The sequence below is a fragment of the Patescibacteria group bacterium genome (assembly GCA_041653535.1).
In the GTDB taxonomy this organism is placed as follows: Bacteria; Patescibacteriota; Patescibacteriia; order JACRDY01; family JACRDY01; genus JBAZFH01.
In genome coordinates this window covers 172,552-187,357 of sequence record JBAZFH010000001.1, presented here as the reverse complement: position 1 = coordinate 187,357, position 14,806 = coordinate 172,552, and the positions used below count along the sequence as shown (strand labels likewise).

Sequence of the window (14,806 nt, the reverse complement as noted above, 5' to 3'; positions counted from 1 at the left end):
ACATGCTAAAAAATATTCAAGATAAATTTAGCGAACATCTCAGAAAGGCTTTGCTCGAAAGTCACGAACTAGCTTATGAACTGCGCCATCAACAGCTAAACCCTGAGCACCTGCTCTATGGCTTGACGGTTTTTCATGGCAGTCTAGGAGCGGAAATACTTAATAAATTCAAAATTGATACGGAATTTTTGCGCCAATTTATTGCTAAAAAAAATCCAGCGACAGTCGCCAACGCAGCGCCAAAACTATCAATTGAATCAAAAAAAATCATTCAACGGGCGATTCTCTTAGCTGGTCTATATCGCCATCAATACGTCAGCACTGAACATCTTTTAGCGGCAATCCTAGACTCAGGTAACCATGTTATCAAAGAAATTTTAAGTTTAAGCAATATTAATACTGCCAGCGTCCAACAACAGCTCAATCTAGTGTTACGCAGTACTTCCAAATTTCATGATATTGTCGAGCCGTTTGAAGGCACTGAAGAAAATAGTCAATTTTTTGGTCAAGATGATATGGAAAAAATGATGCTCGGCGGTTTAGGCGGACCAAACGGTAATGCTTTAGAACTTTTTACCACCGACCTGACCGCGGCTGAAACGCAAAAAAATATTGATCCGGTGGTCGGACGAGAAGAAGAAATTGAACGACTGATTCAGATTCTCTGTCGTCGGACAAAAAACAATCCGGTGCTACTAGGCGACCCGGGCGTGGGCAAAACCGCTATCGTCGAGGGTCTGGCGAAAAAAATCATGAATAACGACGTACCGGAAATATTACTCGAAAAAAAAATAATGTCGTTGGATCTAGGACTGATCTTAGCCGGTACGATGTACCGCGGGGAGTTTGAGCAAAGGTTGAAAAACATTATTGGCGAAATCAAAAAAGATCAAAATATTATTATTTTTATTGATGAAATCCATACCCTAACCGGTGCCGGAGCCGCTCCCGGCTCTATGGATGCCGCTAATATTTTAAAACCGGCCCTAGCGCGCGGTGAAATCCGCTGTATTGGCGCCACCACACTCGAAGAGTATCGCAAACATATTGAGTCCGATGCTGCACTGGAACGCCGATTCCAACCAATAGCAATCAAAGAACCATCACCAGAAAAAACTATTAAAATTCTCGAAGGAATAAAACAAAATTACGAAAAATTTCACCGTGTTATGATTACACCGGAAGCCATCAAAGCTGCGGTTAAGCTCAGTACGCGCTATATTACCGACAGGTTTTTACCCGACAAAGCCATTGATTTAATTGACGAGGCAGCTGCTAAAATCAAAATCAACACCAATAGCGGCGGTCTACTACAAAAAATCAAAAAAATAGAACGTGGTTTGGAATCGTTACGCAAAAATAAGCGTCAAGCAATCATGTCCGAAAAATACAGCGAAGCAATAGAGTACAAAAACCAAGAACAAACCATTCTGACCGAACTAAAAGAATTAAAAGATCAGTGGTCGCTTCAAGAACAAAAAATGGTGGGCAAAATCACGGATCGCGATATCGCACAACTGGTTGCCAAAATGACCGGCATTCCCCTGGCGGAAATGGTTACCTCGGAAAAAGACAAAATGCTTAATCTTGAATCAATATTGAAGAAAAAAATTATCGGTCAAGATGATGCGATAAAAGAACTGGCAAAAGCCATCCGCCGTTCTCGCGCCGGCATTTCTCCGGAACGCCGACCGATTGGCTCTTTCATCTTTCTCGGTCCTTCCGGTGTCGGTAAGACTGAGCTAGCCAAAACGCTTGCCATGGAACTTTTTGAAGACCAAAACGCACTAATAAAAATAGACATGTCGGAGTTTAAAGAAAGCTTTAACGTTTCCAAACTTATTGGTTCTCCTCCTGGATATGTCGGCTATAAAGAAAGCGGCCAGCTGACTGAAGCCGTCCGCCGCAAACCATACAGTGTAGTGCTTTTTGACGAAATCGAAAAAGCTCATCCGGAAATATTTAACATCCTGCTGCAAGTTATGGAAGACGGCGAGCTGACCGATGCTACTGGTAAAAAAATTAATTTCAAAAACACCGTCATTATTATGACCTCCAATATCGGGTTGAAAGATTTTGTCGCTGGCAAAAAAATCGGCTTTGACGACATTGGCGAAGATAAAAATCTCTATGAGGAAATGAAGGGTTATCTTGAAAAAAGTTTAACTGATTTCTTTCGACCAGAATTTGTTAATCGTCTTGATAAAATCATTGTCTTTAGACCCCTGCTCAATCAACACCTGAAAAAAATAGTACAACTACAACTAGCCGAATTGAACAAACGTCTGAGTGAACATAAAATAAAAATTAAAACCGGAGCAGGAGTAGTGGAATTTCTGGCACAAAAAAACTTTAATCCCCAAGAAGGAGCCCGCTTGATTCGTAAAAACGTTCAAGAATTAATCAGCAATCCTTTATCCAACCTGATGTTAGAGAATAAAATCAACAAAGGTGGTATAATTAAGCTACAGATAAAGAACAATCAGTTGATCCTGACATAGTTACTTTATTATTTAATTTATGACCGATTTCCAAACACCTGACAACCTAAAGGAACACGATTTTAGGCGTAGTTTATATACTCAAAAAAGAGCCGCTACCGGATCACCAACGCCATTGTTCGAACGCGTAAAAATAATTAATCAACAAATAGACAAAAAGACCGACGATATCGATCGCTTATTAGCTAGGAAAAGCAGTTACACCACCATGGAAACAGCCTACCAATCGCTAGTCGAAAGTCTGAGTGAAAAACTGATGTTGGAAATAGCAATACTTGAACGTTATGAAAGGGATGAAAATAGAAAAAAACAACTCAAAACACGCCTAGCCGAAGAATACAAAAAAGTTCTAGTTTTGGTCGCCGATAGCATTGATAAAACAATAGCTAGGTATTAAAAAATACCATGAATATAGATAAAAAAATAATAGATAGGCTAAAAGATCCAACATTTCTTCAAAATGTTTTTGCCTTTGTTAATAAGAAAAAATCACCTTTTTCCAACAAAAACGTTTTCAACGAATTTTCTCGCAGTCTGGCAATACAGCTTATTAACGACTTAAGAGATGAAAAAAAACAAAAAACGATAATAGCGGCAAACGAAGTAAAACCAAAAACAACAAATAGTGGTAAAAACGGAATAAAACAAGCAACTAATGATTTTAAAAATAACGCACCGTCCGCTCAAGGCAGAGTAAATATTCCCCCGTCGCCATCCCCGACCATGACAACGATAAATACTGAACCAATAACTGAAAAAAAAACCACTGGTGCTAACTCTGGTTTTTCCGAAAACGTTGGCTCGCCAGCAGAGCCGGAATCAAAAACCGCTACCTCTCCTATCAACCAAGCAGAGCAGGCAACCGAACAACCACAACTAAATACGCCTCCCACACCGACTGAAAAACAACCGGAAGAAAATGAGGAAAAACAAAATCCCAAGCAACCGACCGACGAACCAAGAGGTGAAGAAGGAGAAAAAGAAGGTGAAGAAGGAGAAAAAGAAGGTGAAGAAGGAGAAAAAGAAGGTGAAGAAGGAGAAAAAGAAGGTGAAGAAAACCAGAATAAAAGAGACCTAAAAGACCAAAAAAAACAAGATACTAATTCCCAAAAAAAAGAAGGCGACAAAGAAGATAATGATAAAGAAGGAATGGATGATGAACCAGGAAAAGGATTGGCTGGAACCCAAATCGTCACGTCATCGCTGCTCAAAAGCTGCTGGCTGCAGCTTATTCCGACGATCGGATTATCTTATGCCTATATCTTATTTCACAATATTGCTTATTTTTTTGGACATAGTAAAATTTTTGGATCACCAGGAGAAATTATTGTACCACCCACCATGAAGGCTAAGATGAAAAAGGTGCCGAAGGCACTGCGGGAAAAAGCTATCGGTGGAACGATAAATGCCTTTGCTATAGCCGAAGGCTGCGGTTGCGTCGTCGTCGGGATTCTGCTTTTACTGGCTTTGTTTGGAATTATTATTATTATTGCTATTATCGCCTCACCTTTTGACACCACCTGGTCGGCACTCAAAAACGCGATCGGATTATCTGAATAATTTGATAAAAATAATATTAAAAAATAAAAAATATGTCTGACCAAACAAAAAAAATAATTTATATTGTCGCGTTTGTTTTAATTACCGTTCTGCTTGGCTTTTTACTCTATTTTTTATTTTTACGACAGGCACCGACTGTCATTACTCCCAATGCCAACGAAATAATTACGGTCAACGGATTGCCGACGGCTAATATCAATACCGGTAAACCAACATATATAAATGTTAATGGTAAGCTAATACCGGCGGAAAACATCAACACTGCGGCGCCGGCAGCGACGTCCGAGGTGGCAAAAGGCGGTTTTACCCAAGTGCAAAAAATAAACGAAGATACTGTTGTCTCTCCCACTATGTCTGCTGACGGCAAAGCTTTATATGCCTACAATCCTTATGACGGAAAATTTTATCGCTACAACACTGATGGCAGTAAAACCGCTTTGTCTGACAAAGTATTCAAAGGAGTTGAAAACATATCTTGGTCACCAGATAAAAATAAGGTGATTATGAAGTTCGCCGACAACTCTACTGTTTATTTAAATTTTGGCACCCAAGAACAGATTAGTCTACCCAAACAGTGGGAGGAATTTGATTTTTCCTCCGATAGCACCAAAATAGCTTTTAAAAGCATGGGTGTTGATCGAGAAAACCGTTGGATTGCCGTTGCCAACGAAAATGGATCCGGAGTAAAACACATCACTTCCGTGGGCGACAACACTAAAAATATTTATATTAACTGGTCACCTGATCAACAAATAGTCGGTAACTATACCGAATCGATAGACATGGAAAGGCAGTACCTGATGTTTATCGGACAAAATAACGAAAATTTTCCCAGTACCATCGTTGAGGGACGCGGCTATCAGGGTAAATGGTCACCAGACGGAGAATTTCTTTTTTACAGTGTTTATTCTCAGGATTCCGACCTCAAACCAACTCTTTGGACAGTCACCGGCAAAGGTTCTGATATGGCAAGTTATCGCGTCAATCTTGAGCTAAACACTTGGGCGGACAAATGTACTTTCGCTGACAAAAGAACTGTTTATTGCGCCGTGCCACAAAATTTGCCTACCGGCGCCGGTCTAATGCCGGAAATTGCCAATAGTACTCCGGATGATTTTTATAAAATCGATATCTATACCAACACCAAAAGCCTAGTCGCGATTCCCAGCGGTCTTTATACGGCTACGGATCTACAAGTCAGTGACGATGGAAACTATCTTTATTTCAAAGATAATATCTCGGGAACAATCAATCAAATTAAATTAAAATAACGTCAAACAGTCGATTTATTAATTTTTTTAAAAAAAATGAAAAGGAATAAAAAAATAACAACAGTATTTGTTTTACTTTTATTATTTCTTATTTTTCCCTTAATCCCTTCTTCAGCCGCCGAACAATGCTGTGTCTGTCAGACAGCTGGCAGTGACAAACTAGAAGCGGTTGGAGCGCCGGATGCCAACGGCACTTGCACGCCTTACTTACAGGGAAGAACCTGTCCTAAACCATGGGACGGATCTTGCAGCAGCAAAGAAGTTCAAGACAAAATAAACGCTGCAAACAAAAGTGATGATAAGGAAGAAACCAAACCGCTAATAACCCCCAGCTTACCTACTATCGGCAATATCATCTCTCTTGATTCAAGTGTAGAAGTTGCGGGTGAAGCCCCTAATCGTTATTACTACATACCCTGGATCGCCCAGATGGTAGGTGGGTTATATAAATTCGGAGTGGGAGCAGCAGCGGTATTAGCCGTAGTAATGATAGTAATTGGCGGGTTTATCTGGATGACTTCAGGCGGGGATTCGGGAAGAATAACAGCGGCAAAAGGATATATTATTGGTTCAATCGTAGGACTAATACTGGCTTTAGGCAGTTATTCCATACTTTACCTGGTTAATCCCGAACTGGTGTATTTACGACCGATCAAAGTGCCGTACGTGGAACCGGTAGAACTATCGGGAATACTTTGTCCCACTGAAGCACCGAACGGAGAAAAAACATTTACTTACGAACAAACCTCTAAAGAAATACCAGCCGGAGAAAATTTAATTTGCGGTACACCATATATAATAGGCGCGAGCTTAACCAGTGGTGATCCTTGCGTTGGCAGTTATTGTACCGGAGGAAACCAAATGTGTTTACCCGCACCAAGCGCAGAAAAAAGCTATGCCTTAAAAATGAATCTGATTGCTTTTTCCTGCCAGGCTTCACCGGAACTTGCATGCAACCGCATCGATGACAGCGGTTCTGCTTCAAACTGGGTAAATTTACCGCCCCCTAATCCGACAATAACCGACGAAGAATCTCAAGAAGCTTGTGAAATAATAAATCAACTTGATAGCGCAAAAGCAAAAGGTATGTGCGTTTTTATGGATGCCAACGGCTCTGCCGATGGCTGCGCTTGGTGTAGTAATGAAGAATACGATAAGTTAGATCCAAACTGGATACCAACGCAAGATATGCAAGATAACGGCTGCCAAGATGTAGATATTGATGACTACCAACGTACGCGTGACAAAACAGCTGCCTGTCAAATAAGAAAATGTATTGAAATGGGTTATAGAATAGAATAATCATTCTATTAAAATATGAAAAAAAATATCTTATTTAAAATTATTTTACTAATCCTGATTTTAATCATCTTTTATCCGGCTATAAGTCTGGCAGCCGATCCGACTAATAGCTGCTGTGCTTGTCCTAAAGACCCAAATAAACCTACCGGGGAGCTGGAACTTAAAGCTCCAGACGAATCGGGTATTTGCCCTGCGACAAACTGCAAACTTCATAGTAAGCCATGCGGCGATGAGACGCTAAAAAAAGAAATCGAGGAATATAACAACAAAATAAATTCACAATCGACTAATGAAACCAAATCGCTAATAACCCCCAGCTTACCTACTATCGGCAATATCGTTACCCTTGATCAAGAAGTGGAAATTCAAGGCGAAACAAAAGGCAGCAGATATTACTACATACCCTGGATCGCCCAGATGGTAGGTGGGTTATATAAATTCGGAGTGGGAGCAGCAGCGGTATTAGCCGTAGTAATGATAGTAATTGGCGGGTTTATCTGGATGACTTCAGGCGGGGATTCGGGAAGAATAACAGCGGCAAAAGGATATATTATTGGTTCAATCGTAGGACTAATACTGGCTTTAGGCAGTTATTCCATACTTTACCTGGTTAATCCCGAACTGGTGTATTTACGACCGATCAAAGTGCCGTACGTGGAACCGGTAAATCTCGAAATGGATGAAGTCGGTGACGAGGTTGCTAATCAATATTTTCCCGAACAGAATCCAGATAATCCAGTTGATCCCAATGCCCCACCTCCAGCCAATGCACCAGCGGGAGTTTTTGCCGCCGGCTGCGCCCAAAGTTCTCAACTAACCGCCATACCAACTAATAGCAATCTTTCCGCCACATCTGGGGATAATAGACTGTTAACACAAGTCATCCCCTATCTTACAGCTGCGAGTAACAACGCCGCCGCTAAAGGCTATCGACTTAATATTGTTTCAGCCGTAAGAACGGTAGAACATCAAAATAAACTTTTTCAGCGTGCCATAATAAAATACGGCAACGAACAAGCGGCAAGAAAAAGAGTCGCTAAACCCAGCTGTAACGCCCCTCATGTTACTGGCGGAGCAGTAGATGTTAATTTATGCAAAGGCAACGAATGTTATTGCGAAGAAAAATGTACACGCCCGCCAAATTCCGCGGAAAAAAAGATATTGGAAGACATAATGCATGAAGCGGGTTGGGTAAGATATTGTGCGGAATGGTGGCATTTCGAATATGGCACCGCTCGCTGGAATTCCGCCGGTGGCGCAACTGGTACTGCCTGTAAATAATGCGAAATGAAAAAAAACATAACAAAATCTTTTTTTAATCGTGATACAAAAAAAGTTGCTCAAGAACTCTTGGGCAAATTTTTAATCAGAGAATATAACGACAAATATTATATTGGCATAATTACCGAAACCGAAGCTTACTGTGGTCCAAACGATTTGGCCTCACACGCCTCTCGAGGTAAAACGCCGCGAACCGAAATAATGTTTGGTCCACCCGGACATATCTATATTTATTTGATCTACGGCATGTATTATTGTCTAAATATCGTTACTGAAAAAAACAACTACCCGGCAGCGGTACTAATTCGTTCCATCCAAGCCTTTAAGCCGATAAAAGTCATCAGCAGTTCTATCAACTTTAAAAATCTTAAACCTCTCGACTATAAAATCACCAATGGTCCCGGCAAGCTTTGCAAATACTTTTACATCGACAAAAATCTTAATAAAAAATCTCTTGCGGTACCATATCTCTGGATCAAAGACAGTAATATAAAAGTAAAAAAAATAAAAAAACTCCCTCGGATAGGAGTAGACTATGCCGGATGTTACGCCAAAAAACCCTGGCGCTACCAAGCAGCTCTTTGATTTATTCCAAATGAATATCCTCCAAATCCCCTATTTTTTGTTTTAAATTAGGGTTTTTTTGCAAATCAGGATCCCAGGCTATTATTCTTTCAGACCATTCTCTAGCTTGTTTGATAATCGCAAAATCAAACAAATTCGCCAAATGCAAATCCGGCATTCCGCTTTGTACCGTACCAAGCGTTTCTCCCGGACCACGAAAACGCAAATCTTGCTCGGCTAATTTAAAACCGTCAGAACTAGACACAAGAGCTGCTAGACGCTCTTTGCTAAAATCGTTTTCTGTTTGACTAAATAAAAAACAATAAGATTGGTCTTGCCCCCTACCCACTCTTCCGCGAAATTGGTGTAGCTGCGCCAAGCCGAAACGATCAGCACCTTCGATCATCATTACCGTAGCATTTGGCACGTCAACGCCCACCTCCACCACGGAAGTCGAAACTAAAATATTGATCTTGCCCGCAGAAAAATCTCGCATAATCATTTCTTTTTCTTCCGACTTTAATCTGCCGTGAAGAACGGCTATTTTAAACTCGGGAAAAATCTTTTTATCTAACCGCACCGCTTCTTCCCTGACTGATTTAAAACCTAGTTTGTCCGATGGATCAATCAAGGGACAAATGACAAACACTTGCCGTCCGCGAACTATTTCTTGGCGGATGAATCTATAGGCTTTATCCCGCTGCGCCGACTGAACAATTTTTGTAATCACCTTTTTTCTACCCGCTGGCATCTGATCAATAATCGATATATCCAGATCACCATATATTGTCAGCGCTAATGATCGAGGAATCGGTGTCGCTGTCATTGACAGAAAATGAGGTAATACTTCCGGATGACCAGATTTTTGCTGTAATGCTTTACGTTGCTGAACGCCAAATCTGTGTTGCTCATCAACTATTGCCAAAGCGAGATTATAAAAATAAACTTTTTCTTGAATCAGAGCGTGAGTACCAATCACCACCTTTATTTTTCCAGATTTTATTTTTTTAATTAAATCTTTTTTATCCTGCCTGCCATCACCAAAAATCTCCCCTTGAGTTCTAGTCATTAAACCGATTTTAAAATCAAAATCGCTGAACAATTTGGTAATAGTGTGATAGTGCTGTTTAGCCAAAATTTCTGTTGGTGCCATTAACGCCACTTGCAAATTATTTTGAACTACGTCCAGCATCGCCATTGCCGCTACCACCGTTTTACCACTACCAACATCTCCCTCGAGCAATCGATTCATTGGTCGATCGCGTGACAAATCCTGGAGTATTTCCCAAGCCGACCGACGCTGCGCATCGGTCAATTTAAACGGCAATTTTGTTACCCATTTTTTTATCACCTCAGAAGCAAAAGGAACGCTAGTCGCTTTGCTGTTATTTAGTTTTTGCCGCGCCAACTGATTTTTTAGTTGAATAAGAAAAAATTCATCAAATTTCAGTCTTTTTTGCGCTTGATCTAATTTTGTTTTACTGTCAGGAAAATGAATTTGCTTGATAGCCTCCGCCAGACCGGGAAACTTTAATCCTCTGATAATCTGCCCTGGCAGATATTCTCGTATCGCGCTGACGTTAGACAAAACCATTTTGATCAAATAACGCAACTGTTTAGAAGTGATACCTTTAGTCAGGTTGTAAACTGGCACCAACCTTGCTGTATGCGTAGTACCAAATTCCTCCTTTGTTTGTGTTACCTTTTCGTAACTAGGTGAAGAAAAAAATAATCCCTTATTATAGTCCACTCGTCCGGAAATAAACACTTCATCACCGGATTTTAGTATTTTAGCGACATAGGGCTGACCAAACCAAATTACCTTAACCGAACCGGTAATATCATTAACAATACATTCAGTAATAAGTACCCGACGCCTCCAACTACGCTGATTTTCTATCAGCTGAACCTTGCCACGAATCGTCGCTATGGTCCCGGCAGTCAAATCCTTAATATCTAAAATTTGGCTAAAATCATCATAACGAAAAGGGTAATAAAAAAGCAGGTCTTCGATTGTTTCGATACCTAACTTTTTTAGTTTGGATGATAATTTTGCCGCAATCTGGTTAAACAAAGACACCGGCGAACGTAAATCTGCTATCATAAAATAAAAATCGGAAACCATGAGTTGGGATCAAATAATTTTTCTATCCCATCTCGCAATTTCCGATTCTACCTGCCACTACCCTCGCCCTCATGAGGAATCGAACCTCAATTACGGGATCCGCAATCCCGCGTCCTATCCGTTAAACGATGAGGGCACGGGTAATAGTAGGTAGCAACAGTTTAACAAATATTTTTCATCTTGTCCAGATCCCGAATGTTATTATATTTTAAATATTCTGCCAATACCATCAGAAAACGGCTCATCACTCCGATCCAAATCTTCTTCAATATAATCGCGCAAAATCTCCCTCACTTTCACAGGATCTTGTTCTAATAATGGTATCTGCAAACGTGGCTGAAGCAAACTATTAAAATTAAAATAAATATTTTTTGCTTCCGGCGGTTCATAGATAATGTAAAAGTCTTTTATTTCCTTAAAATCATAAAATTTATCCCCCACTCTGACTCCATCTTCATAAATAGAAAAAATAACGTTCATAGCCGTATTCGATGTTTTAAAAAACATAATCACCGCCACGATAATAACAATGATAGCAAACAAAAAATTAGCGGTAATAATGGCATAAAGCAACAATAACGCTGCGATGATTATCACTGCCACATACCAACCGCGAGTACGTTCATGCGGAATAAACTCGGGAAAATCCCAAGATATCATCTCTTTGCCATACTTTGTGTTCTCTGCCATATATTATTGACTTTTATTTATAAAAATATTATACTAAAACCGAATTTATTAGGAGAGGTGGCCGAGTGGCTGAAGGCGGCGGTTTGCTAAACCGTTGTAGGGGTGTTAAGCTCCTACCGAGGGTTCGAATCCCTCCCTCTCCGCCAGTTTTCCGTGAAGATTAAAGATTCGAATGGCAAAAGTGAACGCCACTACTATTTTAAATTTTAATACACTTGGAAGGGTGCCTGAGTGGTTTAAGGGAACGGTCTTGAAAACCGTCGTCCGTTTACGCGGACCGAGAGTTCGAATCTCTCCCCTTCCGTTTCTTTCAAATCAACTAAAAAATATCTTTTTTTACTCATCTCGCCCATAGCGAGTTTTTTTATCCATGACCAAGTACTATCGCCTCAACATTTTCTACACCATTTTTTTTCAAAACTTCTGCCGCTTCGTTTAAAGTAGCTCCCGTCGTAACCACGTCGTCAACCAAAACGACGTTTTTTATTCCGCAAAGATTGTCTTTATCTACAAAAAATATGTCTTTGATATTTTTTAACCTCTCGCTTCTACCTAAAGACATCTGCGGAACACGATATTTTATTCTACTCAAAATATCATTTCTATAATACAAACCAAAACGCTCGGATAAAAATATAGCAATAAGTTCAGCTTGGTTAAATCCTCGTAATCGTTCCCTTTTTTTGTGCAAAGGAATCGGCAATAAAACGCAGTGCTTCCAAGATAAAGGTATTTTATCTGCTGATACCAAAGAGACAAGTTCCTCTGCTACATCCGTAGCAAATTGATATTTTAGACAATGAATCGCTCGTTGTAAAATTTCATCATTATAATCAGCCGTTACCACTACTCGATCCAAAAATCTTTTTCCCGGAAAATCAATAAAATCGTTTCTGGCTATTTTGATCATGTTTCGGCACCGAGGACAAATATAGCACCCCTCTTTGGCACAACCCAGACAGTTTTTAGGAAAAACAATGTCTCGTAAAAAATTTGCTTTTAATCTGATTTTCTTCATATTCTAATCATAGAAAAAACCAGATTAAAAATTTCTAAAATTTCAAATTACTGCCAATAAACACCGCTGATCAGCCAATTACCGTCACTTTTTACATATTCTAACTTTAAATCCTGCTTATATATTTTGGCTTTATTAACGTCCCTGGAATACTCTTGCCGTTGAGTAGAAACAACGATCACCGCTGTATCCGCTTTAATATCTTGACTTTTAATAGCCAACGCTTTAGTAGTTACGCCCCAATATTGATCGCTGCTAATATTTCCCTGACTGATAAATTTTTCCGACCAACTTTTCACATCCTCGGTCATTAAATACTGTAAATCTTTTATATTCTCAAAATTACTTTGGTTTGAATAAGTACCAAACCTTTCAGCAAAAAACCGTGATACTATCTCTAGGCTTATCTCCTCTTTTTGCTCGACAGTTATTGTAGTAGCATTACCTTTTGTGGTTACCACGGCATTGTTATCATTAACAACAATATTTTTTGTTTCAGGCAGCCGATTATTTAACTGATTGGTGCTTTGATTTAAATTATTGACATCAGTCGTACCATTTCGCATTAGAAGCGCAATTACTAAAAGAATAAAAATTGCGGCACCACCAATCATTAAAGCTAGTTTAACTTTATTTGACATATATTTTTTCTATAAAATTACTGTAATGCGGTCTCTCCCGCTGCTTCAAACTCTTTTTTTGCCGCTTCAATTTCTAACAACTGCCGCGGGTCAGTAGTAATCAGTTGATCCTCAGCGTAAGAAGCGACCACCTGAATCGCCGCGTGTTTATTGCCAGCAAAAAATATTCCTTCACCTACACCACATTCTAATAATAAATATTTTTCACCGTCAGTTAATAAAAACGTATTTTTTACCCGATCAATCGCTGCCGGCGATTGTTTCATTAACAGTTGTAAAGCCGAATTATTGACTATTGCCTGACCGTATGGCGAGAGTAAAAAATCGTTCACATCCTGAGTAATAGTAGTTACTCCCAAATAATATTTGCGGCAACGTTTAACTAGAGCGAAAATAAATTTAGCCGAATCCTCGTTTTGCATCAACCACCAAGCTTCGTCGATAACTAAAATCCTCTTTTTTCTCTCTGAACGAACAACGTTCCAGATATAGTTTACTAAGTTATAGATGGCTATTGGTCGTAATTCATCCTCTAGGTCGCGAACCGAAAAACAAACCAACTGGTTATCCATATCAACATTAGTCGGATTGTTCAAAAACCCGGAAAAAGTGCCTTCGGTATATTTTTTCAATCTTTGAGCCAAATCGGCACCGCCTTCCATCCCCTCTAAAATATCCACTAAATCCTGCATAATCGGCGGCTCAACTTCAGCTAAATTAGCATCAGGAGTAATATCTTTTTTAGCATAAGTTTCTAGCAACGCCCGGTCCATCACCGAATCTTCCGAAGAATTTAGCTTGCTAATCATTAATTTGACTAAACCTTTCAAAGTGATAACCGCCGAACGAATAATGTCTTCGCCGCTAAACTCTTTTTCCATCGGTCGTGGCAAATCAAAAGGATTAACTTTACTTTTTGAAGCTAGGGAGATATTGATATAAGTGCCGCCCACAGCCTCGCAAAGATGCAGGTACTCTTTTTCCGGATCAATAATAATAACATCGATACCAAACATTAAGCTACGCAAAACCTCTAATTTTATCGTATAACTTTTACCAGCGCCAGAAGTGGCAAAAACGACCATGTTGGCATTCTGTAAAGAAAATCGATCAAAAATAATTAAACTATTATTATGGCGATTAATACCATACATGATGCCGTCGTTGGAAGAAAGTTCAAAAGAAATAAAAGGAAATGACGAGGCACAGGGAGAGGTATTCATGTTAAAAAATATTGCCAACTCATCTTGACCAAAAGGCAATGTCGAGTTAAAACCCTGCTCAGCTTGATATAAAACTTTTCGCGAATAAACCAGACGAGAACCAAAAACGTCTTCTATGTCTCCGGTTAAATCATCTAATTCCTCTTTTGTTTCCGCGTAAATAGTAACATACAAAGCAAATTGGAAAAAGTGTTCTATGCCTTGAGTTAAATCATCTCTTAACTTTTCTATATCCTGCAAAGCCGTTTCTTTTATCGGATCGCGCGGAGCCCCTTTGTCGCGATCAGCCATTATTTCCGCCTCCAGATTACCGACTCTTTTTTTCAGATCTTTTAAAATAGCAGCGGCCTTTATCGGATAAAAAAACATCGAAACATCCAGGGGATGGTTAAAGTTTATAATCGGAGAAAACCAACCAATACCGATATAACGAGGATAGCTAACAACAAAAATAGTTCTCGCGAACCTTGTTCCTAGACGCAAATAAGTAGGTTGAACATCCATTGCCGCCGGCGCTATTAAATCAATAACGGAAATGGTCCCCGCTCGATAGCGCTGCTCTTCTTGCAAGACTTCCTTACTGCTTTCCACCTCTTGGGAAAGTGTTTTTTTCTCTTTAATAATTGCCAT

General features: G+C 39.7%; 12 protein-coding genes and 3 tRNA genes. 9 read left to right on the top strand and 6 right to left on the bottom strand.

Annotated elements, in window-relative coordinates; genetic code table 11:
• The first annotated feature begins 2 nt into the window (after window positions 1-2).
• From WC310_00880 to WC310_00850, 7 genes are read left to right on the top strand one after another with little or no spacing between them, the layout of a single operon-like run.
• Window positions 3-2,501 (top strand): ATP-dependent Clp protease ATP-binding subunit, encoded by a 2,499-nt coding sequence (locus WC310_00880; GenBank protein MFA5358357.1) that lies wholly within the window; start codon window positions 3-5, stop codon window positions 2,499-2,501.
• A 19-nt stretch (window positions 2,502-2,520) separates the two neighbouring features.
• The gene (locus tag WC310_00875) at window positions 2,521-2,898 is read left to right on the top strand and encodes a hypothetical protein (GenBank protein MFA5358356.1); all 378 of its coding nucleotides are present in this window, start codon (window positions 2,521-2,523) and stop codon (window positions 2,896-2,898) included.
• 8 nt (window positions 2,899-2,906) lie between these two features.
• On the top strand, window positions 2,907-4,061 hold the full coding sequence (locus WC310_00870) for a hypothetical protein (GenBank protein MFA5358355.1): 1,155 nt from the start codon (window positions 2,907-2,909) through the stop codon (window positions 4,059-4,061).
• Between the two features lie 32 nt (window positions 4,062-4,093).
• On the top strand, window positions 4,094-5,332 hold the full coding sequence (locus WC310_00865; GenBank protein ID MFA5358354.1) for a hypothetical protein: 1,239 nt from the start codon (window positions 4,094-4,096) through the stop codon (window positions 5,330-5,332).
• A 36-nt stretch (window positions 5,333-5,368) separates the two neighbouring features.
• On the top strand, window positions 5,369-6,634 hold the full coding sequence (locus WC310_00860; protein MFA5358353.1) for a pilin: 1,266 nt from the start codon (window positions 5,369-5,371) through the stop codon (window positions 6,632-6,634).
• 15 nt (window positions 6,635-6,649) lie between these two features.
• Window positions 6,650-7,915, top strand: coding sequence for a D-alanyl-D-alanine carboxypeptidase family protein (locus WC310_00855; GenBank protein MFA5358352.1), 1,266 nt, complete (start codon window positions 6,650-6,652; stop codon window positions 7,913-7,915).
• Between the two features lie 6 nt (window positions 7,916-7,921).
• Window positions 7,922-8,500 (top strand): DNA-3-methyladenine glycosylase, encoded by a 579-nt coding sequence (locus WC310_00850; protein ID MFA5358351.1) that lies wholly within the window; start codon window positions 7,922-7,924, stop codon window positions 8,498-8,500.
• A 1-nt stretch (window position 8,501) separates the two neighbouring features.
• On the opposite strand, the gene recG is transcribed toward WC310_00850, so the two are convergent.
• The 3 genes from recG to WC310_00835 all read right to left on the bottom strand — a co-directional run bounded on the left by recG (window position 8,502) and on the right by WC310_00835 (window position 11,294).
• The gene (gene recG / locus WC310_00845; GenBank protein MFA5358350.1) at window positions 8,502-10,583 is read right to left on the bottom strand and encodes an ATP-dependent DNA helicase RecG; all 2,082 of its coding nucleotides are present in this window, start codon (window positions 10,581-10,583) and stop codon (window positions 8,502-8,504) included.
• Between the two features lie 85 nt (window positions 10,584-10,668).
• Window positions 10,669-10,740 (bottom strand) — tRNA-Arg (locus tag WC310_00840).
• 65 nt (window positions 10,741-10,805) lie between these two features.
• On the bottom strand, window positions 10,806-11,294 hold the full coding sequence (locus WC310_00835; protein ID MFA5358349.1) for a hypothetical protein: 489 nt from the start codon (window positions 11,292-11,294) through the stop codon (window positions 10,806-10,808).
• 51 nt (window positions 11,295-11,345) lie between these two features.
• Between WC310_00835 and WC310_00830 the strand changes: the two genes are divergently transcribed.
• Both WC310_00830 and WC310_00825 read left to right on the top strand, forming a co-directional pair.
• A tRNA-Ser gene (locus WC310_00830) sits at window positions 11,346-11,440 on the top strand.
• Window positions 11,441-11,511: 71 nt separating this feature from the next.
• A tRNA-Ser gene (locus tag WC310_00825) sits at window positions 11,512-11,598 on the top strand.
• Window positions 11,599-11,658: 60 nt separating this feature from the next.
• Here the strand turns inward: WC310_00825 and WC310_00820 are convergent.
• The 3 genes from WC310_00820 to WC310_00810 are packed head-to-tail and all read right to left on the bottom strand — an operon-like array spanning window position 11,659 to window position 14,806.
• Window positions 11,659-12,312, bottom strand: a complete 654-nt coding sequence (locus WC310_00820) for a phosphoribosyltransferase family protein (GenBank protein ID MFA5358348.1) — start codon at window positions 12,310-12,312, stop codon at window positions 11,659-11,661.
• A 47-nt stretch (window positions 12,313-12,359) separates the two neighbouring features.
• Entirely contained in the window at window positions 12,360-12,953 is a 594-nt protein-coding gene (locus WC310_00815; GenBank protein ID MFA5358347.1) for a hypothetical protein, read from the bottom strand.
• Window positions 12,954-12,970: 17 nt separating this feature from the next.
• A complete protein-coding gene (locus WC310_00810; protein ID MFA5358346.1) occupies window positions 12,971-14,806 on the bottom strand; it encodes a DUF87 domain-containing protein in 1,836 nt (611 codons plus the stop codon).